General features: G+C 69.2%; 24 protein-coding genes. 16 read left to right on the top strand and 8 right to left on the bottom strand.

What is annotated here, in order from left to right; all coding sequences use genetic code 11:
• Position 1: 1 nt before the first annotated feature.
• Positions 2–994, bottom strand: coding sequence for a coenzyme F420-0:L-glutamate ligase (cofE, locus tag DR843_RS10740; RefSeq protein WP_109685719.1), 993 nt, complete (start codon positions 992–994; stop codon positions 2–4).
• Complete coding sequence (gene cofD / locus DR843_RS10735) at positions 991–1,971, bottom strand: 2-phospho-L-lactate transferase (RefSeq protein WP_109685717.1); 981 nt, start codon at positions 1,969–1,971, stop codon at positions 991–993. The genes cofE and cofD overlap by 4 nt, the downstream gene beginning before the upstream one ends.
• A gap of 209 nt (positions 1,972–2,180) precedes the next feature.
• Here cofD and DR843_RS10730 point away from each other — a divergent pair, with 209 nt between their 5' ends.
• From DR843_RS10730 to DR843_RS10720, 3 genes are read left to right on the top strand one after another with little or no spacing between them, the layout of a single operon-like run.
• The gene (locus tag DR843_RS10730; protein ID WP_109688840.1) at positions 2,181–2,450 is read left to right on the top strand and encodes a WhiB family transcriptional regulator; all 270 of its coding nucleotides are present in this window, start codon (positions 2,181–2,183) and stop codon (positions 2,448–2,450) included.
• Between the two features lie 34 nt (positions 2,451–2,484).
• Complete coding sequence (locus tag DR843_RS10725; RefSeq protein WP_109685715.1) at positions 2,485–5,649, top strand: glycosyltransferase; 3,165 nt, start codon at positions 2,485–2,487, stop codon at positions 5,647–5,649.
• Positions 5,646–7,091 carry a DUF5719 family protein gene (locus DR843_RS10720; protein ID WP_109685713.1) on the top strand — a complete coding sequence of 482 codons (1,446 nt, stop codon included), beginning with the start codon at positions 5,646–5,648 and terminating at the stop codon, positions 7,089–7,091. Before DR843_RS10725 ends, DR843_RS10720 begins: the two co-directional genes overlap by 4 nt.
• 19 nt (positions 7,092–7,110) lie before the next feature.
• On the opposite strand, the gene DR843_RS10715 is transcribed toward DR843_RS10720, so the two are convergent.
• Together DR843_RS10715 and DR843_RS10710 are read right to left on the bottom strand one after the other, a co-directional pair.
• Positions 7,111–7,953 carry an SDR family oxidoreductase gene (locus DR843_RS10715; RefSeq protein WP_109685711.1) on the bottom strand — a complete coding sequence of 281 codons (843 nt, stop codon included), beginning with the start codon at positions 7,951–7,953 and terminating at the stop codon, positions 7,111–7,113.
• Positions 7,950–8,339, bottom strand: a complete 390-nt coding sequence (locus DR843_RS10710; RefSeq protein ID WP_109685709.1) for a metallopeptidase family protein — start codon at positions 8,337–8,339, stop codon at positions 7,950–7,952. Before DR843_RS10710 ends, DR843_RS10715 begins: the two co-directional genes overlap by 4 nt.
• A 169-nt stretch (positions 8,340–8,508) precedes the next feature.
• Here DR843_RS10710 and DR843_RS10705 point away from each other — a divergent pair, with 169 nt between their 5' ends.
• From DR843_RS10705 to DR843_RS10675, 7 genes are read left to right on the top strand one after another with little or no spacing between them, the layout of a single operon-like run.
• Positions 8,509–8,871 (top strand): DUF3499 domain-containing protein, encoded by a 363-nt coding sequence (locus DR843_RS10705; protein ID WP_109685707.1) that lies wholly within the window; start codon positions 8,509–8,511, stop codon positions 8,869–8,871.
• A gap of 26 nt (positions 8,872–8,897) precedes the next feature.
• A complete protein-coding gene (locus DR843_RS10700) occupies positions 8,898–9,542 on the top strand; it encodes an FMN-binding negative transcriptional regulator (RefSeq protein ID WP_109685705.1) in 645 nt (214 codons plus the stop codon).
• Between the two features lie 11 nt (positions 9,543–9,553).
• Entirely contained in the window at positions 9,554–10,981 is a 1,428-nt protein-coding gene (locus DR843_RS10695; RefSeq protein WP_109685703.1) for a phosphomannomutase/phosphoglucomutase, read from the top strand.
• Positions 10,982–10,996: 15 nt separating this feature from the next.
• Positions 10,997–11,203, top strand: a complete 207-nt coding sequence (locus tag DR843_RS10690) for a Trm112 family protein (RefSeq protein WP_170119836.1) — start codon at positions 10,997–10,999, stop codon at positions 11,201–11,203.
• A gap of 13 nt (positions 11,204–11,216) precedes the next feature.
• The gene (locus tag DR843_RS10685; protein ID WP_109685699.1) at positions 11,217–12,380 is read left to right on the top strand and encodes an SIS domain-containing protein; all 1,164 of its coding nucleotides are present in this window, start codon (positions 11,217–11,219) and stop codon (positions 12,378–12,380) included.
• A gap of 22 nt (positions 12,381–12,402) precedes the next feature.
• Positions 12,403–13,782 carry a mycothione reductase gene (gene mtr / locus DR843_RS10680; RefSeq protein WP_109685697.1) on the top strand — a complete coding sequence of 460 codons (1,380 nt, stop codon included), beginning with the start codon at positions 12,403–12,405 and terminating at the stop codon, positions 13,780–13,782.
• Between the two features lie 30 nt (positions 13,783–13,812).
• Positions 13,813–14,802 (top strand): cation diffusion facilitator family transporter, encoded by a 990-nt coding sequence (locus DR843_RS10675; protein ID WP_109685695.1) that lies wholly within the window; start codon positions 13,813–13,815, stop codon positions 14,800–14,802.
• Here the strand turns inward: DR843_RS10675 and ilvA are convergent.
• From ilvA to DR843_RS10660, 4 genes are all read right to left on the bottom strand, one after another.
• Positions 14,780–16,060 carry a threonine ammonia-lyase IlvA gene (gene ilvA / locus DR843_RS10670; RefSeq protein ID WP_109685693.1) on the bottom strand — a complete coding sequence of 427 codons (1,281 nt, stop codon included), beginning with the start codon at positions 16,058–16,060 and terminating at the stop codon, positions 14,780–14,782. The genes DR843_RS10675 and ilvA overlap by 23 nt on opposite strands.
• A gap of 58 nt (positions 16,061–16,118) precedes the next feature.
• Complete coding sequence (locus tag DR843_RS20790; protein WP_281268827.1) at positions 16,119–16,253, bottom strand: hypothetical protein; 135 nt, start codon at positions 16,251–16,253, stop codon at positions 16,119–16,121.
• Positions 16,254–16,347: 94 nt separating this feature from the next.
• The gene (locus DR843_RS10665; protein WP_109685692.1) at positions 16,348–16,938 is read right to left on the bottom strand and encodes a DUF6801 domain-containing protein; all 591 of its coding nucleotides are present in this window, start codon (positions 16,936–16,938) and stop codon (positions 16,348–16,350) included.
• A gap of 156 nt (positions 16,939–17,094) precedes the next feature.
• The gene (locus tag DR843_RS10660) at positions 17,095–17,736 is read right to left on the bottom strand and encodes a DUF6801 domain-containing protein (protein ID WP_109685690.1); all 642 of its coding nucleotides are present in this window, start codon (positions 17,734–17,736) and stop codon (positions 17,095–17,097) included.
• A gap of 260 nt (positions 17,737–17,996) precedes the next feature.
• Between DR843_RS10660 and ahcY the strand changes: the two genes are divergently transcribed.
• From ahcY to hpf, 6 genes are all read left to right on the top strand, one after another.
• A complete protein-coding gene (ahcY, locus tag DR843_RS10655; protein ID WP_109685688.1) occupies positions 17,997–19,436 on the top strand; it encodes an adenosylhomocysteinase in 1,440 nt (479 codons plus the stop codon).
• Positions 19,437–19,811: 375 nt separating this feature from the next.
• On the top strand, positions 19,812–20,498 hold the full coding sequence (mtrA, locus tag DR843_RS10650) for an MtrAB system response regulator MtrA (protein WP_109685687.1): 687 nt from the start codon (positions 19,812–19,814) through the stop codon (positions 20,496–20,498).
• A 16-nt stretch (positions 20,499–20,514) separates the two neighbouring features.
• Positions 20,515–22,182, top strand: coding sequence for an MtrAB system histidine kinase MtrB (gene mtrB, locus DR843_RS10645; protein ID WP_109685685.1), 1,668 nt, complete (start codon positions 20,515–20,517; stop codon positions 22,180–22,182).
• A complete protein-coding gene (locus DR843_RS10640) occupies positions 22,179–23,975 on the top strand; it encodes an LpqB family beta-propeller domain-containing protein (protein ID WP_109685683.1) in 1,797 nt (598 codons plus the stop codon). Before mtrB ends, DR843_RS10640 begins: the two co-directional genes overlap by 4 nt.
• Positions 23,976–24,029: 54 nt before the next feature.
• Positions 24,030–24,815, top strand: coding sequence for a ComF family protein (locus tag DR843_RS10635; RefSeq protein WP_109685681.1), 786 nt, complete (start codon positions 24,030–24,032; stop codon positions 24,813–24,815).
• Between the two features lie 194 nt (positions 24,816–25,009).
• Positions 25,010–25,672, top strand: coding sequence for a ribosome hibernation-promoting factor, HPF/YfiA family (gene hpf / locus DR843_RS10630; RefSeq protein WP_109685679.1), 663 nt, complete (start codon positions 25,010–25,012; stop codon positions 25,670–25,672).
• Positions 25,673–25,688 lie beyond the last annotated feature (16 nt).

Below are 25,688 nucleotides of genomic sequence, written 5' to 3'. Positions count from 1 at the left end.
TCTAGGTGCGGACGGTGATCCGCACCCGCTGCGGGCCGAGCTGCTGGGCGCTGCAGGTCAGGCGCTCACCGGCCAACGCCACCTCGATCCGGGCCCACACGCGGCCCAGTGCCACCGGGTCGTCCGCGGCGAGTTCGAGGCTCTGCTCATCGACCTGGACGGCGACCGGCGGCTGGCCGTGGGCTGCTGCCCGTACGGCGCGCTGCAGCCGCTCGGCGACCGGCTCCTCACCCACGGCGGGCAGGCCGACCGCCTCGGCGTCGGGGGAGCCAGGGGTGACCCCGAGCGCGGCGCGGACCGCCTCGTGCCGGCCCAGCGCGAACCAGTCCGTGGGTCCGGTGCGCACCAGCGACGGCTGGGGTTCATCGGTGAGCAACGAGGCGGATCCGCGTACGACGGCCACGGGCACCCGCTCGATCTTGCCCTTGACCAGGTCTGCGGCAGAGGCGATTTCGTCGGCCAGGTTGCGCACAGTGACGGCCAGATCGCGACCGTGGGTGTCGGCCAGTCCGCGCAGGTCGTCCAATCGCTGCAGGCCGCTGCTGCCGAGCGCGAAGTCCGACAGTCCGGCTCGCCACGGGCGCCCCGAGGTGTCCGACAGCACGACGGCCAGGTGGACCCCCGTCGCCGCCTGCAACGCCGTGCGCAGGTCGTCGGCGGCGGCATCCGGGTCGGGCGGCAGCACCAGCAACTCCTCGCTGTTGGACGCGTCGATGCCTGCGCCGGTCATCACCGGCCCCGACGATGACGCGACGATGCGGGTGACCCCGGTTGCCGTGGCTCGCTCGGCGACCACCGCGGTGGATTGCTCCAGCACCAGCGCCTGACGGTCGTGGGTGAGTACCCCCAGTCCGAGGGCTTTGGAGACCACCTTGCTGGTGATCACGACAATGTCGCCGTCCTGCAGGTGGATGGCCTGCGCGATCAGCGTGGCGAGGTCGTCACCCGCAGCGATCTCCGGCAGGCCGGTGACCGGCAGCAGGGTGATGGTCACGGCTGCGCGACAGGTGCGGCGTCGGCGAGATCGATCGCGGCCCGGGCGATATCCGCGGTCGCATCCAGATCACTCATCAACACCGGACGGGGCAGGACGCGCACACCCGGCAGATCGGCGTACGCCGAGAGGTCTTCAGCCTCATCGACCAGCCACCCGGACAGGAAGTCGGCGTACAGGCCCGCGACCGCGCGCGAGGTGGACTCGACGCCGATCGCGGACAGGCACGCATCGGCGTACCCGCGCACGGGTCGTCCGGAGATCAGCGGGCTCACGCCGACGACGGGTGCGCTGGTGCCGCGCAGAGCGTCGCGCACACCGGGCACCGACAGGACGATCCCGATCGACACCACGGGGTTACTCGGCGGCAGCAGGATCACGTCCGCCTGCCGGATCGCGTCCAGGACGCCGGGCGCCGGTGCCGCGCGATCCATCCCGGCCACCACGAAACGCTCGGCGGGCACTGCCGCGTGCTCCTTGACCCACCACTGCTGGAAGTGCACGGCCTGCGGGCCGGAGCCGTCGTCCCTGACGACGTGGGTTTCGACGGGGGTGTCCGTCATCGGCAGGAGGGTCACGCCGCGGGCGGGCAGGCCCCATCGATCGGCCAACCGGGCGGTGACCTGCGAGAGGCTCTGTCCCTGGCCCAGCCACTGGCTGCGCACGATGTGGGTCGCGAAGTCCTTGTCGCCCATCCCGAACCATTGGGGCGTGGCGCCGTACGCCGCCAGCTCACCTTGCACCGAGAAGGTCTCGTCCGCGCGGCCCCAGCCCTGTTCCTCGTGGATCCCGCCACCCAGCGTGTAGAGCACGGTGTCGAGGTCCGGGCACACCCGAAGGCCGAAGAGCGTGATGTCGTCACCGGTGTTGCCGATGATCGTCAGATCGACCGGCTCGGCAGAGCGCTCGAGAGCGCGCAGTACTCCGCGTAGGAAACGGGCGCCACCGACGCCACCGGACAGGGCCGTGATCCGCATGCCGACAGTGTTGCAAACGCCCTACACCATCGTGCGAGCGCGTATCTTCCGGCCTCCCGGGGTTGACCTTTGGGAATGACACGCGTGTAATTGCATTGCTGTCATTCGCTGAGGAGCCCGCCATGACCCAACAGGCAATGCACGAACAGACAATCACCGGATCTATTTCGACTGAGGCCACCGTCCTGACCCTGCCCGAACAGCACGCCATGTTGCGTGAGCTGACGATCGCTGCTTCGACCTCTGCCATCGAGGAGGACGAGCTGGCGTGGCAGCAGCGCGCCCTGTGTGCTCAGACCGACCCTGAAGCCTTCTTCCCCGAGAAGGGCGGCTCGACCCGCGACGCCAAGAAGGTGTGCGTGGGCTGCGAGGTGCGCTCGGAATGCCTGGAATACGCACTGTTGCATGACGAGCGCTTCGGCATCTGGGGTGGCCTGTCCGAACGCGAACGCCGCAAGTTGAAGAAGCGCGCGGTCTGACGCTCGCTCGCTGGCGGCCGCCGGCACTGCTCTGATGACCACCCTGACCACTGTGACCGACACCGACGACACCGACGACGCCGAGGCGACGGCCGTCCAGGTCACCGCAGTTCTCGTCGTCCACGACGACCGGCCCGAACTCCTCACGGGCACGTTCGCCGCATTGACAGCCCTCACCCGTCGGCCGGACCGCCTCGTCCTGGTGGACGCCACGCCCCACCGAAGCCTGCGGGCCGTGCTCGATGGTCCGATCGCCTCCGACGTGCGCGCGGTGTACGACGATCTGCCGGTCATCACCGCCGCGTCCGGTGCCGCGTTCGCCGACGTCATCGACGAGGCCGTCGAAGCCCTGCCCGACCCCGGCGAGGAGGTCGTCGTCGGCAAGCGGCGCCGCTCCCGGGCCCGGCGCCGGCCGGTGCGACCGCGGGACCGCCGTGAGTGGTTCTGGCTGTTGCACCAGGATGACTGCCCGGCACCGGACAGTCTGCAGATGCTGATGGCCGTGGTGTCCCGATCGACCCGGGTCGGTATCGCCGGCGGCAAGGTCGTGGCGGGCGATGACAGCCGCAGGCTGTTGCACGTCGGTCTGGACATCACCCGCAGTGGTCGGGTCGTTCCGGTGCTGGGTGCCGACGAGACCGATCAGGGCCAGCACGACACCCGCCGCGATGTGATCTCCGTGAGCACCTCAGGGATGCTGATCCGCCGCGACGTCTACACCAGCCTCGGGGGCTTCGATCCGGCCTTCGACGGTGACGGCGATGCGTTGGATCTGTGTTGGCGGGCGCATCTGACCGGTCATCAGGTGGTGATCGTGCCGCAGGCCACCGTCTTCACCGAGACCGCCGCCTCCGGCCGCGAAGACACCCGACCAGTGCGCATCCAGCGCCGGTTCCGCCAGATTGCGCTGGCCCGCTGCTCCTGGCTCGGTCTGCCGTTCCTGTGGCTGTGGGGGGTGTTGGGCGGGGTGCTGCTCGCCGCAGCACTGCTGATCGGCAAACGGCCCCGTGCAGCCGGTCACGAATTCGCCACGGCCACCGCCGGTTTCGGGCTGACCCGGATCCTGGGCGCCCGGCTGCGATTCCTTCGCCAGCGCAGCGTCAGCTACCGCTCCCTGCGGCAACTGTTCGTGCCCGCCGCCACCGCGATCGCCGCCGGCTGGGCCTCGATGGGTCAGCGCACCGGTGATGCCCTGTCGGTGACCGGTGGCCTGAACACGCAGGAGAGCGACGAGGCACAGGAACTCCCGCAGGACCTGAACCAGACGTCGTTCCTCGCCGGTCCCGCGCCGTGGGCCGGGCTGATCACCATCGCGGCCGCCCTCGCCTGGTGGCGGCACAGCCTGGGTGCCGGAGTGATCACCGGGACGGGGTGGGGGATGACCGGTGGCGAACTGCTGCCGTTCGCGACTGACGCCTCCGGTGTCTGGCACACGTACGTCGATGCCTGGCAGGGCGCGGGCCTTGGCCATGCCAATGTCCCGACCCCCGTGCTCGCGCTGCTGACCGTGCCGACCTGGTTGGTCCAGGCGCTGCCCTGGGTGACGACATCGGCTGCCTCGGCCGTCACGGTGTCCTGGCTGCTGATAGCGACCGTGCCGTTGTCCGGGCTGACCGCCTACCTGGCTGGTCGGGTCGCGACCCGCTCAGCCTGGGCGCGCAGCGCGGTGGCGCTGTTGTGGGCGTTCCTGCCGATCGCGACCGGGGCCTTGAGCGAGGGACGTCTCGGACCGGCGATCGCGCACATCCTGCTGCCGGTGACGCTCGCGGCCGTCCTGCGCATCGGATCGGCGCGGCGGCGAGTCGTCTGGACCGCCGCGGCGGTCCTGGCGCTGGCGGCACTGGGTGCGGTGTCACCGGTGTCGATGATCGCGCTGATGGTGTTGGCGCTCGGCATCGTGGTCATCGGGCCCGGCTCGGCCCGGGCGCATGCAGCGGCTGCGGTGATCGTTCCGTGGCTGTTGTTGGGTCGCTGGAGTTGGCAGGCCTGGACGACGGACTGGCGGATGCTGCTCGCCGGGCCGGGGCAACTGGCTGACCCGGCACAGGTCGCGCCGTGGCGGCTGGCCCTGCTGCAACCCGGCGGCGGTCTGCCCTGGCTGGGGGTGCCGGTCGTCGTACTCGGTGTGCTCGGTCTGCTGCGCGCCGGGTTCGCGCGCGGCCACGTTGCGCTCATCGTGCTCGGTCTCGGCGGCTTGGCGGCGGCGCTGTTCGCGCCGCACCTGTCGCTGGTCGACACCGCCGGTGGCGTGCGCACCCCGTGGGCGGGCACCCCGCTGGATCTCTACGCGGCAGCCCTGCTCGGGGCGGGTCTGCTCGGTGTCCGTGGTTGGTCTCGCGCCGACGGCCGGGTCGTGGCTCCCGCCTTACGTCGTTCGCTCGCCGTGGTCTGCGCGCTGGCGATCGTCGCCGGGTTGGGCGTCGCCGGCTACCAGATCTGGCGTACGCCGCAGCGCACCGTGGTGGCGGCCGCAGACACGGTGCCTGCCTATGTGCGTACGGCGATGGAGGGCCCCCGCGCGGAGCGCGCGCTCATCCTGCACGAGGGATCGTTCGAGCTGCTCGGGCGAGAAGTCGGCGGCCCGGCCACGGATCTGCACACCTCGCTGGCGGGTGGTGCACCGACAGCAGCGGTCGTCCGCTCGCTGCTCGCGGGCGGCACGCCGGGCGCCACGCTCACCCAGCAATTGCACGACCTCGGCGTCGGCTACGTCATGGTGGCTGATGACGGGTCCGCAGCAATCGCGTCGCTCAAGGTGTCAGGGGCGGTCACCCAGGCCGGTGACGGAGACAGCGTGTGGCGGGTGCTGCCCCTCGAGGATGGCTCGCGCAGTGTGGGGGTCAGCCGGGTGGTGTTGGCCTCCGGTGCCACGCCCGCCACGGCCGTGGACGTGGTGGACGTCACGGGCCTGCATTCGCGCACAACGGCTGAGGTGTCCAGCGAGTCAGGCGCGCGCACGGTGGTCCTCTCGGAGGGACGAGGCTGGTCAGACCAGGGCGCCGTGACCCTCGACGGTGTTCGACTGGCGCCGTTGTCCGGTGGTGAGTGGCCTGCCTACCGCTTGCCCGCGGATGCGACCGGCCGGTTGAGTATCGACCCGGGGCTGGCGGACGGTCGGTGGCTGGCCGGTCAAGGTCTGCTGTTGGCGCTCACGGTGTACTTCGCGATTCCCTTCGGCCGACGGCGGGATCGGTCATGAAGGTGACCGGTGTGGCGCGGGCGGTGGTTGCCGTCGCGGCGGCCAGCGGTCTGGTCCTGGCTGCCGGGGCGGCCAACGGCACGGTGCGGGCGACCCGGGCGAGCGACGTACCCACGCTTCCGGCGCCCTCTGCCGCACAGGTGCAGAGTCAGGTCATCTGCCCCGGGCCCGACCGGCCCGGTAGCGCAGCACCGGATCCGACGCAGCACGTGTCGGCTGCCGTTGCCGCGGCGCCCACGCAGCTGGTGCAGACCAGTACCTCTGGCGGCGCGGTCGTCGGCCAGCGGCTGCCCGCCTCCGCTGGTGCGGCGCCGGCGTCGCTGAGCTCGTCGGGAAAGATCGTGACCACGACCCTCAGCGGTGCCGGAGCGTTGCTCGAGACGGGTTCGGGCGCGCTGGCGGCGGGGCTCACCGGCACTCAGAGCAGTCTCGAGAAGACCGCGACGGTGCGTGGACTGACCACCTTGTCGTGTGCTTCTGCGCCGACGACCGAGGCGTGGTTGTTCGCGGGTGGATCCGACCCCGGGCGGGTCGTGCGGGTCGTCCTGACCAACCCCAACGACACGGCAGTGGTGGCCCGGCTGCAGGTGGTCGGCCGGTCGGGCGTCGACGCCACGGCGAGCGTGCCGGCGGTCTCGGTGCCCGCCAAGAGTCGCAGCGTGGTGACCCTTGGCGCGTTTCCCGCAGCTCTGGCGACTGCGGCGATCCGGGTGACGACGGCCGGTGGCCCACTTGCGGTTGCGGCCACCGACAGCTGGTCCAAAGGCGAGACGCCCGTCGGTCTTGAACTCACCGGCCCGGCTGCCGCACCCGCGACGGCGGTCGTGATCCCGGCTGTGGGGGTCGTGGGTTCGGCGCCGCAGGTGCGGGTGGCCGTGCCCGGCACGCAACCGGCGATCGTTCGGGTCCAGGCGATCGACGCGACCGGTGCCGTCGCCGCTGACCAAGTGGCGACGGTCGCAGCGCAGTCCAGTGACGAGATCAGCTTGAAGGGAGTGCCGGACGGGCTGTACGAACTGCGGGTCAGCGCAGATCAGCCGCTCACCGCGGCCGCCTTGACGGCGTCGAAGACCAGTGACTTCGCGTGGGCGCCAGCGACTTCCGCGATCGACGACAGCTCCGCGTTCGTGGTGCCCGCACTGTCCAACGGCTCGCAGGCCACCCTGGTGCTCGGCGGCAGCAAAGCCGCGAAGGTCGATCTGACCCTGGTGGATGCGGCCGGCGCAGTCACCACGCGCAGCGTGGCCGTCGCGGGTGATCGACCCACCTCGGTGCCGTTGCCACTCGGCGGCGGGGTGTGGTTGAAGGTGACGAACGGCGCAGTGAACGCCGGCGTCTTCCTGCGGTGTCCGGACAGTAGCGGTGATGTCATCGCGGCGACCGGGCTGGGACGCGTTGCTCTGCAGCCCACCGGTGTCGAGGTCACGGAGCAGCCCCGGTGACGTGACCGTCAGGCACTACTCAGCGGGCCTGCTTGGTGCCGCCTGATCGGGTCGCCAGCCACTCGGCGTACGTCGCGCCACCGCGTAGCGCGGTGGGCCCGGGCAGGTTGCTGCCGTCCCGGAACGCCCGCAGGGTGGCGCCGATCGCTGGCGCGGGCAGCCGGAACGGGGTACGGCGGCCCTCGACGTGCGCGGTCAGCGCCGCCAGTTCCTGGAAGGTGAATGTCTCCGGCCCGGCGTACTGGGACAACTCCGGCGGATCCTCGGCCAGGGCGAGATCGACCAGGCGGGCGGCGAACCAGGCCTGGTCGACGGGAGCGAAGCGCAGTCCGGACACACCCACGGTCACGCCGCCCCGTGGTCGCAGCAGGTCGTGGACGAACGAGTGGAACTGCGTCCCGCGAGCAACCACGTGCGGCACCCGTGCGTCGTAGACCAGGCGCTCGGCGTCCGCCTTGGCGCGATAGTAGGGGAACGGGTTGTCGAAGACACCGACGATGGATACGTAGACCAGGCGCGCGGCCGGATTGTGTTGCTCCAGGGCGGAGATGAGGTTCCGTGTGCCGTCAACATCGACCCGCTGTGCATCGGATGGGTCTGTCGCGCAATGGATTACCGCTGCAACATCTGCCAGCGCCTGCTCGAGGCCGGTCCCGGCAGCGAGGTCGGCCGCCAGCCAACCGTCGGCCTGCTGCTGGGCGTCCGGATGCCGGCTGATGGCGCGCACCGGGGTGTGGGAAGCGGCCAGTTCGGCGACCACCGCCCGCCCGAGCACACCCGATGCGCCGGTGACCAGGACCGGGCGACGACCGAGGCCGGGGACGTAGCTGACCAGCGACGGGGCTTGCGTGGGATCGGTCACTCGCGACCCAGATCCTCAGGAGGTACGCCGATCAGATCGGCGACCTGTTCGGTCACCACTTCATCGATCAGGTCCGCGAGTTCTTCCTCGCGGACCGCACGCGATTCGATCGGTCGGCGGTAGAGCACCACGCGCGCAGGATTGCCGTGTTCGGCCGGGAACGTGCGGGCCAGCGCGATCTGCGTCTCCCACGGCGCCGGGTCGCTCGGCGGGACGTCTTCGACGGCCAGTTCGATCAGACCCAGTGGTTTTCCCAAGCGCGCTTCAATGCGTTCGAGCGCGTCCAGCACGAGCTCGTCGAAGAGGGCCGCCCGCGGGCGCATCGCAGGCACCGGGGGCCAGGCAAGGGGGCCGCGGATACCCCGCCCGTGCCGGTTGTGCTGCATGAAACGACTCTAATGCAGTTGGGCGATCTGAATCGATGCGTGTGTGGTCGACGGCGCGGGTCAGGCGCGCCGCCACGGCCGGGTGCCATCCGTGACCTAGCATCGGGAAGCGCCCGGTCGCGGATCGGACTGTGGCGCGCAGGGACTCGGGTTCGGGAAAGGATGTGCGGTGCGGTTGAAGCGGCAGTGCGATCGGACGGCGTGCAACGCCGGGGCGGTCGCGACCCTGACCTTCGTGCAGTCCGAGGGAACCGCAGTCGTTGGCCCGCTCGCCACCCACGCCGAACCGCACACCTACGACCTGTGCGCTGTCCACGCAGCCCGGCTCACGGTGCCCCGCGGCTGGACGGTCGTGCGATTGGCCGTCGAGGAACAGCAGCCGCAGCCCAGCGACGACGATCTGTTGGCCCTGGCGGACGCCGTACGGGAAGCGGGCAGGGTCTCCTCACCGTCGGCCGTTGCCGACGTACGGCGAGTGGCGGGCGACGAGGGCCAGTCTGGTCCAGCACGGCCCGCGTTGCGCCTGGTTTAGGCGCTGCTACAGCGCAGGCCGAACTCGTGGTCTACCTCCCAGAACATGACGCGGCAGCCGATGCTGGCGCCGTTGTCGAGTTGCTACGAAACGCGCCGCTTGCTGCGCTCGTCACCAGCGATGGCCGGCAGTTGGCCGCCGATCACGTGCCCTTGTTGTTGGAGGGCGATGTGGAATCCGGTCGTCTCATCGGACACGTCGCACGGGCAAACCCGTTGTGGCACAACGGTCGCCATGAGGGGGAGTCCCTGGCGATCTTCAATGGGGCGCAGCACTACGTGTCACCTACCTGGTACCCGTCCAAGGAGCAGCACCATCGGGTCGTCCCTACCTGGAACTACCTGATCGCGCACGTCTACGGCGAGGTTGTCGTGCACGACGACGAACGCTGGGTGCGGGCCGCGGTCGCGAAGTTGACCAAGGCGATGGAGTCGCAGCGGCCGCAGCCGTGGCGCATGGCGGACGCCCCGGCGAACTATCTGACGGGACAACTCGGCAACGTGGTGGGTATCGAGATCGCCATCGCCCGGGTGGTCGCCAAATTCAAGGTGAGCGCCGCGCGGTCGGTGGACGACCGACTCGGCGCTGCCGAGGGCATCGCGGGTGAACCGGACGGGCTGGCCGCGACGGATTTGGTGACTGCAATGCGCGACGTGACTGGCGACGATTAGGCTCGCGCACTGTGGAACTCGCCTCCTTCGTCAAGGCCTACGACGTGCGCGGCGTCGTCCCCGAGCAACTCAACGAATCGGTCGCTGAGGCGTTCGGTGCCGCGTTCGCCATCGTTGTGGCCATCCCCGACGGCGCCGACGGCATCGTCGTCGGCCATGACATGCGACCGAGCTCGCCGGCGTTGAGTGCGGCGTTTGCGCGCGGGGCCGCCAGTCAGGGGGTCGACGTCACGGTGATCGGGCTGTGCTCCACCGATGGCCTGTACTACGCCAGCGGTGCCCTCGACCGGCCGGGGGCGATGTTCACCGCGAGCCACAATCCGGCGCAGTACAACGGCATCAAGATGTGCCGCGCCGGTGCGCGGCCGATCAGCCTGGAGACCGGACTGGCGCAGATCCGGGACCTGGCGCAGCAGCAGGTCGACGGCCAGCCATTGCCGGTGGTCGACACCGCGGGCACCGTGACGACCCAAGACCTCCTCGCCGACTACGCGGCCTACCTGCGCGGACTGGTCGACCTCAGCGGCATCCGTCCCCTCAAAGTCGTGGTCGACGCCGGCAACGGAATGGGCGGCTACACCGTGCCCGCCGTGCTCGGCACCGACGCAGGATTGCCACAGCTGCCGATCGAGATCGTGCCGCTCTACTTCGAACTCGACGGCACCTTCCCCAACCACGAGGCCAATCCGCTGGAGCCGGCGAATCTGGTCGACCTGCAAAAAGCGGTTGTCGAGCACGGAGCCGATGTGGGGCTGGCCTTCGATGGCGACGCGGATCGCTGTTTCGCCGTCGATGAGCGCGGTGAGCCGGTCAACCCGTCCGCCATCACGGCACTGGTCGCGACCCGGGAAATCGCCCGCGACGTCGCCGCCGGCGTCCCGGCTGACCAGATCAGCATCGTGCACAACCTGATCTCCTCGGCCGCCGTCCCGCAGATCGTCGCCGAAGCCGGCGCCACCCCGGTCCGCACCCGCGTCGGGCACTCCTTCATCAAGGCCGAGATGGCCAAGCACAACGCGATCTTCGGCGGTGAGCACTCGGCGCACTACTACTTCCGCGATTTCTGGTTCGCCGATACCGGCATGCTGGCCGCGATGCACCTGCTGGCTGCCCTCGGCGAGGCAGACCAGCCGCTGTCCGAGCTGGCCGGCCAGTTCCAGCGCTACGTCGCCTCCGGGGAGATCAATTCGACCGTCAGCGACGCGGCCACCGCCACCGAGCGGGTGCGACAGTGGGCCGTCGAGCAGACCGGGGGAGAGGTCGACGTCGACACGCTCGACGGCACGACCCTCACCTTCCACGGCGAACCCATGTGGTGGCTGAACCTGCGCGCGAGCAACACCGAGCCCTTGCTCCGGCTGAACGTCGAAGCGGCCGACGACGCGACGATGAGCGGCATCCGGGATGCCGTCCTGCCGCTGATCCGCGCCGCGGACTGATTAGGCTGGCTGGTTGTGAGCGACCTCATCGAACCCTGGCTGCGTGAGATCCTGCGCTGCCCCGTCGGCAAACACGAGTTGGCCGACGGCAGCGCACCCGACGGGAGCGCCGAACTGCAGTGCACCGAGGATTGCGAGGGTTCGGGCCAACGCCGCGGCTACCCGATCCAGGACGGCATCCCGGTGCTGCTGGCCGACCAAGCCCGCGTCTTCACCGTCTGAGGCGCGCTCGCTGATGCCCCGGTTGGAAGAGGCCTGGATCGACGATTCAGAACAGATCGCGGCCCGTGACTCCCGTGGCACCCTGCGGGCGCTGGCCACCGCCGGTGCCCAGGTCCGTGAGTCCATGGCGCTGGCGCACGAGGCCGGGATCGATCAGGTCGCGTACGGCGAGCGCCCGCGCAGTGTCCTGGTCAGCGCCCTCGGTGGCAGCGCGGTGGTGGCCGACATCCTTCAGGCGCTGGCCGAACAGGGCTCCCCGGTGCCCGTCACCGTCCGGCGCAACGTGCCGGTACCTGCCTGGGTCGGCCCGCTGGATCTGGTCGTGGCGGTGTCCCTGTCGGGAGCGGCCGACGGACCGGTTGCGGTGGCCGCCGAGGCCGCCCGGCGCGGCGCCTCCCTGCTCACCGTCGGCGCGCAGGATTCGGTGCTCGCCGACATCAGTCGTCAGGCCCGCGGCGTCCACGTGGACGTGGGCCGCGGCCGCACCTCGAGCCGTACCTCCCTGTGGTCGTTGCTGACGCCCGTTCTGATGGCCGGTGACCGGCTGGGCCTGGTCGACGTACCCGACGAAGCGCTCGCCGTCGCCGCCGACCGGCTCAACGAGTGGGCCGAGGCGTGCCGCCCGAGCTCCGAGTCGTTCGTGAACCCCGCGAAGTCCATGGCGTTGTCGGTCGCCGAAAGCGTGCCGGTCGTGCTCGGTGACGGACCGCTCACCGGGGTGGCGGCCCTGCGCGCGGTGTCCATGCTGGCCCGTACGGCGCGTATCCCGGCCACCTGGGGCGAGTTGCCGGACACTGCCTCACAGGTGGTCTCCCTGTTCGACGGTCCCTTCACGGCCGGTGGCGGCGCCGGAGTGACTCAGGCCAAGGACATCTTCGCCGACCCCTTCCTCGACGGCCCCGAGCAACCGGCGCTCGGTGTGGTCATGTTGCGCGACGCGCAGCCGGGTGAGGTCGCCGATGCGCTCACCGACTCGCTGCTGGAGACCGCGCGCGACGCGGGCGCCACCGTCATCGAGCACCGCAGCGCACCCGGACCGGCCATCGCCCGGCTGGCCGAGCACGTTGCCGTCACCGACTTCGCCGCGACGTACGTCGCCCTGGGCCTTGGCATCGACCCGGCCGTCTCCCCGCATCTGGCGGACTATCTCGAACGGGTGCGCGCGAAGGGGCTGTAGGCGCGCCTCTTACGCTGGCGGGGTGACTAGCGAGCACTTCGATCTGGCCGTTATCGGCTCCGGTTCCGGCAACTCGATCATCACCCCCGACTTCGACGGGAAACGGGTCGCGATCATCGAGCGCGGCGTCTTCGGCGGGACCTGCCTCAACGTGGGCTGCATCCCCACGAAGATGTTCGTCTACGCCGCGGAAGTGGCCGAGCAGATCAGGTCCGCCGCGACGTACGGGATCGATGCGCACATCGACGCGATCCGGTGGCGGGACATTCGCGACCGGGTCTTCGCCCGGATCGACCCGATCTCCGAGGGCGGCAAGGACTACCGCGTCAACGGGCCCAACACGACCGCCTACCTGGGTTCGGCCCGGTTCACCGGTTCGCGCGCGCTGACGGTCACCGTCGACGGGCAGGAGCAGCACCTGACCGCTGACCAGATCGTGATCGCGACGGGTTCGAGTCCGATCATCCCCGACCCGGTGCGGGATTCTGGTGTCACGTACTACACGAACGAAAACGTCATGCGGATCGACGAGTTGCCTTCTCGCATGGTGATTCTCGGCGGCGGCTACATTGCGGCGGAGTTCGCGCACGTGTTCTCAGCGCTCGGCGTCGATGTCAGCATCGTGACGCGCGGCCCGGCTCTGCTGCGCCAGACCGACGAGGAGGTTTCCACCGCGTTCACGGAACTGGCCGCGCAGCGATGGGATCTGCACCTGTCGGCCGAGGTCATTGCCGCCCGGCAGGACGCGGCCGGCGTCACCGCGGAACTCACCACGGGGGAGTCGGTGACCGGTGACATCCTGCTGGTCGCGACGGGGCGAGCCCCCAACACCCCGGATCTGGACCTGTCCGCAGCGGGTGTCGCTACCCACTCCGACGGTCGGGTCATTGTCGATGAATTTGGCCGGACCAGCGCGGAAGGGGTCTGGGCGCTGGGCGACGTCAGCTCGCCGTACCAGCTCAAACACGTCGCCAACCACGAGGCGCGAGTCGTCGCGCACAACCTGGCCCACCCGCGGGAACTGCGCAGCATCGACCACCGGTTCGTGCCGTCGGCCGTTTTCACCCACCCGCAGTTGGCAGGCGTGGGCCTCACCGAGCGCCAGGCCCGCGAGGCTGGTCATGACGTGGTCACCAAGAGCCAGAAGTACGGCGACGTTGCGTACGGCTGGGCGATGGAGGACACCACGGGCTTTGTGAAACTGGTTGCCGATCGGCGTACCGGCGAACTGCTCGGCGCCCACCTGATGGGCCCGGACGCCAGCAGCTTGATCCAGTTGCTGATCCAGGCCATGTCCTTCGGACTCGGGGTGCATCAGATGGCCCGTGGCCAGTACTGGATCCACCCGGCGCTGGCCGAGGTGATCGAGAACGCGCTCCTGGGTCTGGACTTCGGTAACTGACCGCCCGGCCACCGCTCTAGACTGCCGCTCATGTCCAGTAGCGGAGGCAACAAGGCCATCATCGCTGCGCTGTCGGCGAACCTGGGGATCGCGCTGACCAAACTGGTCGCCTACTTGCTGACCGGCATGTCCTCGATGCTGGCCGAGGCGGTGCACTCCTTCGCCGACTCGGGCAACCAGTTGCTGTTGCTGGTGGGCGGTAAGAAGGCCAAGCGCTCAGCCGACGTCGACCACCCGTTCGGCTACGGCCGTGAGCGGTACGTCTACGCCTTCATCGTCTCCATCGTGCTGTTCACCATCGGTGGTCTCTTTGCGCTCTACGAGGCGTATCACAAGTGGCACGAGGCGGTTTCGGGCCACGGTGAGCGACCCGGGACTGATCAGCGCTGGTGGTGGGTGCCGTTGTTGGTCCTGGTGGTGGCGATCTGTATGGAGGGTTTCTCCTTCCGTACGGCGATCGGCGAGGCCAACCACACCCGCGGCGCTGCGTCGTGGGTGCGTTATGTGCGCGGCGCCAAGGCGCCGGAGCTGCCGGTCGTGCTCCTGGAAGACTTCGCTGCGCTGATCGGTCTGCTGTTCGCGATGTTCGGTGTGGGCCTGGCCATCATCACCCAGGATGCGCGATGGGACGCTGCTGGCACGGCGATGATCGGCCTGCTGTTGGTGGCGGTGGCCGTGGTGCTGGCCGTCGAAATGAAGTCCCTGCTGATCGGGGAGGGAGCTGCCCCGGAGCGGGTGCGGTCTATCCGCGACGCCATCGAGTCGGTCGACGTGATCGATCGGGTGATCCACCTCAAGACGCTGCACCTGGGTCCAGATGAACTCCTGGTCGCCGCCAAGGTCGCGGTCGACACCGGCGACACCGGCGGGGAGATCTCCGCTGCGATCGATGCCGCAGAAACGGCGGCCAGATCAGCTCAGCCGGATATGGAGTTGCTGATCTACCTCGAACCCGCGCTCGACACGGGGGAGGCCGGCGCCGATTCGATCGGACACGTCAGGTCAGGAAGCGGAAGCTGACCGACCCCGGATCGAGTCGCTCGATCTCCAAGGGCGTACTCGCCATCCGGTCAAGAAGGTCGGAAATGTCTGCGGCACTGGCCAGTTCGATCCCGACCAGCGCCGGCCCGGTCTCGCGGTTGTTCCGCTTCACGTACTCGAACAGCACGATGTCCTCGTCCGGTCCGAGGACCTCGTCGAGGAAGCGGCGAAGGGCGCCCGGTTCCTGCGAGAAGTTGACCAGGAAGTAGTGCTTGAGGCCCTGATGGATCAGGGATCTCTCGACGACCTCGCCGTACCGCGACAGGTCGTTGTTGCCGCCGGAGACCACCACGACGACCGCATCGCCGGGGTGCACCGGCAGCGGCGACGCGTCCGGATCGGTCACCGCCGCCGCGGCCAGCGCTCCGGCCGGCTCGGTGATGATGCCTTCGTTCTGGTAGAGCTCGATCATCTCGGTGCAGATCTGCCCCTCGGCCACGGTGCGGACCTCGACACCGTGATCGCCCAGGATGGCGCTGGTGAGGCTGCCGACGGTGCGGACCGCGGCGCCGTCGACGAACGGGTCGATCCCGTCGATCGTGACCGGCTGGCCCGCGGCCAACGCCGCCGTCATGGAGGCAGCACCGGCGGGCTCGACACCGAGAACGCGGACGTCAGGCTGTCGTTCGGCCAGGTACTGGGTGACACCCGCGGCCAGGCCACCGCCACCGATCGGCACGACGACCAGTGCCGGTGGTTCGCCGAGTTGATCCAGGATTTCGCGGGCGATGGTGCCCTGACCGGCGATGACCAGGGGGTGGTCGAACGGCGGCACCAGGCTTCGGCCGCTGCTGGCAGCATCGGCGGCAGCGGCCTCGGCGGCTTCGTCGAAGGTACTTCCCACCAGGTGCAGTTCGATCCACGGACCGCCATGGTGCTCGATGCGGTTGCGTTTCTGGCGGGGAGTGTTGCGCGGCAGGTAGATCCGGCCGGGGATCTCCAAGGTGCGACACGCCAGCGCGACGCCCTGCGCGTGGTTGCCCGCACTCGCGCACACCACACCGGTACGCCGCGCCTCGTCATCGAGTCCGGTCATCAGGTTGAACGCACCGCGGACCTTGTAGGAGCGCACCGACTGCAGGTCCTCGCGTTTGAGATAGACCCGGGCACCGGTCAGCGCCGAAAGGCGGGGGCTGAACTCCAGGGCGGTCGGTCTGACCACCGAGTGCAGGCGGTCCGCGGCGGCGTCGATATCGGCGGCGGTGACCGGTGCGGTGGTATCGGGCGGGAACTGCATAGGCCCATTGTCGTGCCCCGCGAGGGTTGCGCTCTCGCCCGTTCAGATCGCGGGCGGCCTACGGGGTCTGGGTGACGGTGGACGGAGGCGGCGGGTACGTCGAGGCGTCGACGATCCGGGTGACCCCGAGCAGCATCAACAAGGCCAGGAGGTACACACCCAGGTGCAGTCCGGTGCGTTGTGCGACGGTCATGCGGAACAGGAGGCCGGCGCACCAGCGTAGATACCTCAGCGGCGTCGCTCCCGGGGGAACGACGCCGCTGAGGTGTGCGCGGTGGTGCTGGGGCCTACTTGACCGCGACCGTTGCGATCGTGACCGAACCGCCGACCGGGGTGCACTTGATCGACAGGGTGGTGCCCTTGTTGGTCTTGAACGTGCCGGCCACCGAGGTCACCGCGTAGGTGACGGTGCCAGCGGAGTTCGCTGCCGTGTCAGAGATCGGACCGCCGACCAGAGCGATGCCGAGCGCGTTGCCCGAGGGTGGGACGACTGCTAGCGGCGCGGCGACGTTCGTGCTGCGCGCCCCCGGGTTCTTGACGGCACCGGTAGCCGAGTACTTCACGGTGGTGGTGCCCTGCAGGACGCTGATGCCCTTGGCCTGCAACAGTGCCGTGGCCTGTGCCGGAGCGCTGATGACACCGGTGACCAGGGGAGTGGAGATGGTGGCGCCCTTGGCGACTGACGACGGGCTGAACGCGGCGACGGCTGCGGTCCAGGTGCCGACCGAGATGGTCGCGCCCTTCAGCGTCGAGGTGCAGTTGTACTGGCCGGTCCCAGTCCCGGCGGCGTGGGCCGCCGGCGTCACAAGCGCCGAGGCGGAAGCCACGAGGGCGCCCGCTCCAGCAAGAACGGCGGCGCGGCGTACGGCGGAATTCATGAAGCCTCCTGCGGTATCTGGACACCGTCCAGAACTGGTTACGGTTACGTAGGTGGATTAACCATGGCACGGTGTGTCGTAAATCACAAGAGGTGGTTTCCGGCCGGTTCGCACCCCGTCAGAAGGGCAGGAACCGGCCGGTGAGCGCGGCGGGATCTACTTGATCGCGACGTTGAGAACCACCAGCGATTGACCCGCGGACGGCGTGCAGACGATCGGCAGGCTCTTGCCGGTGTTGGTCTTCAGCGTGCTGACCAACGCACCGATGTTGAACGTGGCAGTGCCCGGCGAGGACGCCGCCGTTTCGCTGATCGGTCCGCCGCTCAGGCTGACCGGGAACGAGCCGGAGGAGGGGACCTTCACCGTCGGAACGGTGACCGTGGTGGTCCGGTTTCCGGGGCTCTTGACCGCACCCGTCGCCGAGTACCACACCGTTGCGCTTCCGGTCAGGGAACTGATCCCGAGCAGCCGGAGCGTTGACGTGGTGCCTGAGGGGACCGTGATCGCTGCGCCGACCGACGGTGCGGTCACGACGGAACCGACGGTGGCCGTCAGCGGTGCCGTCACGGTCACGGACGCGGGCCAGGTGCCCAGGCCGATCTTGATCCCGGCCTTGGTGGTGTAGCAGTCGTACTTCAGTGCTGTCGTCGTCGCGGCGACCGCAGTCGACGAGGCGGCAGTGGCCTCCGCGGCCAGCGGTTGGGCGGCGTGGGCAGCGTTTGGCGCCAAGGCGAAGGCCGAAACGGCCAGGGCCCCACCGCCCAGGCCGGTGGCGGTCCTTCGAAGAACGTGGTGCATGCGATCTCCCGGTGGTCACTCGTGCTTGTACCTACACCTACGTCATCGTAGGTTAGGCAGATAATGGCCCTTGTGTGACCCAGGTCACAAGAGTTTGTTGGAAAATATCTGCTCGGTTCGGCCGAGGGGTGGTCGTGCTGACGATGCCCGCCGGAGATCTCGCTAGAATCGGTGCGCCGGCGCGGGTGATGACCGCCGCAGTAGCGAAGCCCAGAAGGGCAGCGCCGGGTAGTCCACCGAACCATCACCAGGAGTTACCCATGCCTTCTTTCGACTTCAAAGTCGCTGACCTGTCCCTCGCCGAAGCCGGCCGACACCAGATCCGCCTCGCCGAGCACGAGATGCCCGGGCTGATGGCGCTGCGCGAGGAGTACGCCGCGGCGCAGCCGCTGCGGGGCGCCCGCATCGCCGGCTCGCTGCACATGACCGTGCAGACCGCCGTTCTGATCGAGACGCTCGTGGCGCTCGGCGCGCAGGTCCGCTGGGCCTCGTGCAACATCTTCTCCACTCAGGACGAGGCGGCGGCCGCCGTCGTCGTCGGCCCGAACGGGACTCCCGAGGACCCGCAGGGTGTCCCGGTCTTCGCCTGGAAGGGCGAGACCCTGCCGGAGTACTGGGACTGCACCGAGCAGATCCTGACCTGGCCCGGCGAGCAGGGCCCGAACATGATCCTGGACGACGGCGGTGACGCCACGATGCTGGTCCACAAGGGCCGCGACTGGGAGATCGCCGGAGCTGTGCCGGCCACCACCGAGGAGGACTCCGAGGAGTTCGGTGTCTTCAAGGAACTGGTCCGCCGCACGATCGCGCAGGACCCGAAGAAGTGGACCACGGTCGCCGAGGGCATCCGCGGTGTCACCGAGGAGACCACGACCGGCGTCCACCGGCTGTATGAACTGGCCAAGACCGGTGACCTGCTCTTCCCGGCGATCAACGTCAACGACTCGGTCACCAAGTCCAAGTTCGACAACAAGTACGGCTGCCGGCACAGCCTGATCGACGGTCTGAACCGGGCAACCGACGTGCTGATCGGCGGCAAGGTCGCCGTGGTGTGCGGCTACGGCGACGTCGGCAAGGGCTGCGCGCAGTCCCTCGCCGGTCAGGGCGCCCGCGTCATCGTCACCGAGGTCGACCCGATCTGCGCCCTGCAGGCCGCCATGGAAGGTTTCCAGGTCGCGCGCCTGGAGGACGTCCTGCCCATCGCCGACATCTACGTCACCACCACCGGGTGCTACGACGTGATCCGCGCCGAGCACATGACGCAGATGAAGAACAAGGCGATCGTTTCCAACATCGGCCATTTCGACAACGAGATCGACATGGCCGGTCTGGCGAAGGTTCCGGGTGTCACCAAGACCGAGATCAAGCCGCAGGTGCACGAGTGGACCTTCGAGAACGGCAACAGCATCATCGTGCTGTCCGAGGGCCGGCTGATGAACCTGGGCAACGCCACCGGTCACCCCAGCTTCGTGATGTCCAACAGCTTCTCCAACCAGACCATCGCGCAGATCGAGTTGTTCACCAAGAACGGTGACTACGACAAGCAGGTGTACGTGCTGCCCAAGCACCTGGACGAGAAGGTCGCCCGGCTGCACCTGGGTGCGCTCGGGGTCAACCTGACCGAACTGACCAAGGCCCAGGCCGAGTACCTGGGCGTGGACGTGGCGGGCCCGTACAAGCCGGAGCACTACCGGTACTGAGTCGACGACGAAGAGCGAGGCGGAGGTTGTCGGCGGAGCGCAGCGGAGCCGGCGGCCGGATGCCGAGGTTCGAGGAGTCGGCTCCAATGGGTATTCCTGAGTCGACGACGAAGAGCGAGGCGGAGGTTGTCGGCGGAGCGCAGCGGAGTCGGCGGCCGGATGCCGAGGTTCGAGGAGTCGGCTCCAATGGGTATTCCTGAGTCGACGACGAAGAGCGAGGCGGAGGTTGTCGGCGGAGCGCAGCGGAGTCGGCGGCCGGATGCCGAGGTTCGAGGAGTCGGCTCCAAAAGGGCGGTGACCCTGTTCAACACGTGGGGTACGCCGATCGCTGGCCGATCGGCGTACCCCACCTTCGTATGTGACACTTGAGCCGATATGAATGCACGGGTACTGGTGGTCGATGACGATCCGTCGCTGGCCGAGATGCTGGGCATCGTGCTGCGCGGTGAGGGCTGGGACGTGGGGCACTGCCCCGACGGCAGTGGTGCGCTCGAGGCGTTCCGGGCTTTCAAACCCGACGTCGTCCTTCTGGATGTGATGTTGCCCGGCCTGGACGGGGTGCAGGTCTGCCAGCAGTTGCGGGCCGAATCCGGGGTGCCGATCGTCATGCTGACCGCCCGCACGGACACCGTGGACGTGGTTGCCGGCCTCGACGCCGGAGCCGATGACTACATCACCAAACCGTTCAAACCGCAGGAACTCATTGCTCGCGTGCACGCCCGGTTGCGTCGCACGGACGAGCGTGAAGGGGTCGACGACACGTTGCGCATCGGCAACCTGGCGATCGACATCACCGGTCACTCGGTGCACCGCGGTGAGGAGGCGATCGCCCTGACGCCCCTGGAGTTCGACCTGGTCGTGACCCTCGCGCGCAAGCCGTGGAAGGTGTTCAGTCGCGAGGAGTTGTTGCAGAAGGTCTGGGGTTACCGCCATGCCGGGGACACCCGCTTGGTCAACGTGCACGTGCAACGGCTGCGGGCCAAGATCGAGCGCGATCCGGAGCATCCCGAGATCGTGCTGACCGTGCGGGGAGTCGGCTACAAGGCCGGCGCCCCCGCCTGAGCCTGCCGCTGGGCCCATGGGATCCCTCGGGCGGCTGATCAGCGCACCCATCGGCCGGTTGGCCAGATTCTGGCGCCGGTCGGTGCACTTCCGCGTCGTGGCCATCACCACCATCGTCGGCGCTTTGTTCACCGTCGCGATCGGCTCCTACATGTACCAACGCATCGCCGATGGTCTGGTCACCAACGCGATCAACTCCGCTCAGCAGGAAGCGCAATCGCAGCGGCAGATCGCCCAGAACACCTTCTCCAACGGTGACCGCACCGACCTCACCTCGTTGCGGGTCGCCGCCCGGCAGATCGCCCAGCAGGTCGCGTCGCCGGGCTCGGACACGTCACGACGGGTGGTCATCATCCAGGCGGAGGGCAACACGGCCGTGTCCCTGGGCGACGTCAGTACCCAGGGCGCCGACCCGGACATGATCCCCCCGGACATCCGCCTGGCGCTGAAGGAGGATCCCGACCACGAGCAGGTCAAGATCATCACCGTCCCGGACACCGACGCTCGCGGCTCGGTGCCGGCGGTCCTGATCGGAAGCCGGTTGGAGGTGCCGAATGCCGGCGCCTACGACCTGTACTTCATCTTCCCGATGGATGTCGAGGCGCAGACCCTGACCATCGTGCGCAACACCTTCGTCTTCGGTGGGATCGCGCTCGTGCTGGCGCTCGCCGCACTGGCGTATCTGGTCACCCGGATGGTTGTGGCGCCGGTGCGTTCGGCGGCCCACGTCGCCGAACGGCTCAGTGCCGGCGCCCTGAACGAACGGATGCCGGCCGGCGGTGAGGACGATCTGGCCCGGCTGGCCACCTCGTTCAACGCGATGGCGGACAGCCTGCAGCGGCAGATCCGACAGTTGGAGGACTTGTCGACCCTGCAGCAACGGTTCACCTCCGACGTCTCGCACGAGTTGCGCACCCCGTTGACGACGATCCGGATGGCCGTGGACATGATCCATGCCAGCCGTGACGACTTCACCGCTCCCGTCGCGCGCTCGGCGGAGTTGCTGAGCCGCGAGTTGGACCGGTTCGAGGGGTTGCTGACCGACCTGCTGGAGATTTCCCGGTTCGACGCCGGTGCAGCAGCGATGCAACTGGAACCGGCGGACCTGCGCGACATCGCGGCCAGTGCCGTGGACGCCTCCAGCGCGCTCGCAGCCAGAGCGCACACCAGTTTGCGGTTGCAGGCCCGCCGACCGGCAGTTGCACCGATGGACAAGCGCCGGATCGAACGCATCGTGCGCAACCTGGTCAGTAACGCCATCGAGCACGCTGAGGGACGCCCGATCGAGGTGGCGGTGGCCGCCAACGACACGGCGGTTGCGCTCACCGTCCGCGACCACGGCGTTGGCCTGGCGCCCGGGGATGCCGCCCGGGTGTTCAACCGGTTCTGGCGTGCCGATCCGGCGCGTGCCAGGACCACCGGTGGCACGGGGCTGGGGCTGGCGATCTCGTTGGAGGACGCCCGAATGCACGACGGTTGGTTGCAGGCGTGGGGCGAGTCCGGCAACGGCGCCTGCTTCCGGCTGACGCTGCCCACTCGCGCGGGTGTTCCGATCGCGCGGTCACCGCTCCCGCTGGCGCCGGATGACTCCGAGATCGGTCGCGTGATGCCGCCGGGCAACAGCCTCACCATCGGCAGCGCTGTCGTGAGCGCGCCTCGGGGTGGCCCGGACGGTCAGTCATGACCCGGCGTACCCGCGTCCTGCTCGCGTTCCTGACCATGCTGGTGGTCGGGGCTCTCAGCGCGTGCAGCGGCCTTCCGGCCAGCAGCCCGGTACAGGCTCGAGCGTCGATCGCGCCAGAGCCCGGTCCCGTGGTCAACGTCAAGCCGCCGGGTCCGGCGCCCGGCGCCTCCGCCCGTGACATCGTGCGCGGGTTCCTACGGGCCAACGCCTACGCGACGGATGACTACTCCGTGGCTCGGGAGTTCCTCACCGGCGGTGCCTCGGCCGTCTGGGACCCCAAGACGGAACTGTCCATCAACACCGGCGAGCGCGACTTCGTCGACTCCATGACCGACCCGCAGACCGTCTCGGTGACGGCCCGCCAGACGGCGCTGCTGGACAGTGACGGGCGGCTGCGTGACACCGCGGATCCCCAGACGCGGACCGGCTCCTTCACGATGCGCAAGATCGACGGGCAGTGGCGGATCAGTTCACTGCCCAAGGGATTCGGCGCGTGGGTCAGCGAGGACGACTTCGACGTCAGCTACACCGCGCAGCGGGTGTACTACGCGGTCCCGGCCACGAAGACGCTGGTCGCCGATGTGCGCTGGTTTCCCTTGGGCGGCCTGACCACCGCCCTCGCCCGCGCCGTTCTGCGCCCGCCGCCGGCGTATCTGGCCCCGATCGTGACCGCGCAGATGCCGCAGGGAACGCTGCTGCGGGTGGACGCGGTCCCGGTGGACACCTCGACCGGTGTTGCCACGGTCGACCTGACGTCCGCTGCGCTGGGCGCCACTCCGGCCCAGCGCACCGCGCTGTGGGCGCAGATGCTCGCGACGCTGTCGCTGACTCGGGGCGTGCGCTCGGTCGTCATCACGGTGGACGGGGCCGCGCGACTGGAGACCCCGGACCTGCCGCAGGATCCGACCACCCCGCAGGACATGGGGTACACCGTGGTTCAGGTGAACCGGCCCAACCTGATCGGCCGGTCCGGTGACCAGTTGCGCTGGTTCGACCCCGCGACATCCGGGACCCCCGCATCGGGAGCCGACATGGTCACCTTGCCGACCGTGCCGAAGACCTGGACCCAGGTGGCCGCGTCGGCCGACGGGCGGCAGATCGCCGCCGTCTCCGCCGACGGCACCACGATGTCGCGGTGGGTGGGCGCGCGGCAATTCACCCGGCCGGTCTTCGGCACCGAACTGACCAGACCCAGCTTCGCCAGTCACGGGCGGACCGAGATCTGGGTGGCCGGTACGCCGCTGACCCCCTCTGCGGGCCGGGCCGGGTCGACGGTGTGGTTCGTGTCTGCCTCCGACCCACCACAGTCGGCGGCGCCGCAGCCGGTCGACGTGCCCTGGCTCGGCTCTGCGACCATCACCGCGATCGCGGTCGCCGCAGACGGCAACCGGATCGCGATGGTCGTGCGCTCAGCATCCGGCGCCACCCATGTCGAGTTGTCCGCGATTGTGCGGGACCCCTCGGGGAACCCGAGCGCGTTGTCGACGCCGTTGGTCGTCGGTGACGGTTTGAGCGACGTCCGCGACGTCACCTGGTTGGACGACAGCACCGTCGGGGTGCTGGCCCGCAATGACGCCGGTGACGGCTCCGTGCACGCCATCCAGGTGCCGATCGGGGGCCTGCTGGCCGATCTTGGCCAGGATCCGAAACAGCCGCTGGCTGCCATCCGCGGAGTCGGCGACGGGCCGAGTGACGTCTACCTGGTCACGACCGGAGGGCGGGTGCTGATCCATGAAGGGGCGACCTGGTCCCCGGTGAACGGGTTGACCGGGCTCGTGGTTCCCGGCACCTGAGGTTTTCCACAACCGGCCCGGCCGATCCACGCTGCACGCGGCACGCTGGCCGGTGTGGGCTGGCTACTCGGTGTCCGGACCCTGGTCACCGAGGTGGCCGATCTGGCGATGCCCCGGCGGTGCGCAGGCTGCGGCGAGCCCGGCGTACTGCTGTGTGGGTTGTGTGCCCTGCAGGTGCGCGACGCAGCGGCGATCGCACCCTTCCGGTCCGTGCCCGATCCGTGTCCGGCGGGGTTCCCGCCCGCCTGGTCCGGGACGCCGTACCTCGGTGTTGTGCGCAACCTGTTGCCCGCGTACAAGGACCACGGCCGGACCGACCTGCGGGTGCTGCTGGGTGCATGGCTCGAGCGGGCTCTGGTGGCCGGCGTACGGGCGGATTCTCTTGTGGCTGAACGACTTTCAGGAGGACGACCGGTGTACGTCGTGCCCGCCCCGTCCAGTCCCGCCGCCCGGCGTGCGCGGGGCCGGGACCCGTTGCGTGACCTGGTGCTGACTGCGGTCGCGGGATACCCGGGCCTACCGGTGATCGACGCGCTCGGTTACGCGCGGCGGGTACGGGATCAGGCCGGTTTGTCCAGCACCGAGCGCGCCCGCAACCTGGGTGGTGCTCTGCGCGTCCGTCGTGGCGTCACGAACCTCCTGTCCGGCCAGGTGTGCGTGCTGGCCGATGACGTCGTGACCACGGGTGCCACGCTCGCGGAGTCGGCGCGGGCGCTGCGCGCGGCAGGGGTTGCGCGGGTGATCGCGGTGACCGTCGCGGCGACCCCACGCACCGGCAGCGACTCGCGCGCTCCGGCGCAGCGTGGTCCGCTGTCTGGGATGAACCCGTCCGAGGCCTGAGCAACCGGTGCGACGCGCCGCATAACGGTTCCGTCACGCGAGGATGCGAGATAACGTCAGGTCATGAAGAACCTCACCGTCGGCCGGGTGCCGACGGAGGGGTGCGACCGCTCCCGGACCGGGAGGTGATGAGGCGACCAGCGGCCCCGCCCGCCTGCGACGAATCACCGACACCACGGCCCTAGGAGGTCGCTATGGAGATCACCATCACCGGACGTCACGTCACGGTGCCCGAACGTTTCCGTCGCCACATCGCCGACAAGCTTGCGAAGGTTCCTCAACTCGACCCGCGCGTCACCCGCTGCGACGTCGTCGTCACTCATGAGGCCAATCCGCGACAGGCCAAGGAAGCCGAGCGCATCGAGATCACGTGCTACGCCAAGCGATCGGTCATCCGTGCCGAAGCGGCAGCCGGCGACGAATACGCCGCCCTGGATCTCGCGACGACCAAGCTCGGCGAGCGGTTGCGTCGGCGCCACGACAAGCGGGTCGTCCACCGCGGTCGCAAGAGCGGCGAGTCGCTGCGCGATGCGGCCGCTGTGTTGGACGAGATCGCTGCTGCGCCAGAACCCGTCGCAGACGAACTGCCCGAGCACATCCGCAAGGTCGGTGGCGACGAGGGTTGCCCGATCGAACTGCGCGAGAAGGTGCACGCTTCAGAGCCGATGACGGTGGATGCGGCACTTCGCGAGATGGAACTCGTCGGGCACGATTTCTACCTCTACCACGACGCCGACACGGACAAGCCGTCCGTGCTCTACCGGCGACGCGGTTGGTCCTACGGTGTCATCCACCTCGACATCGAGGGGGTCGCCGAGGCGCAGGACCAGGACGCCGACTCGCTGGTCGCCGGCTGACCTACCCGCGCACGCG

The sequence above is a fragment of the Branchiibius hedensis genome (assembly GCF_900108585.1).
Classification (GTDB): Bacteria; Actinomycetota; Actinomycetes; order Actinomycetales; family Dermatophilaceae; genus Branchiibius; species Branchiibius hedensis.
This window is presented reverse-complemented; position numbering and strand designations above follow the sequence as displayed.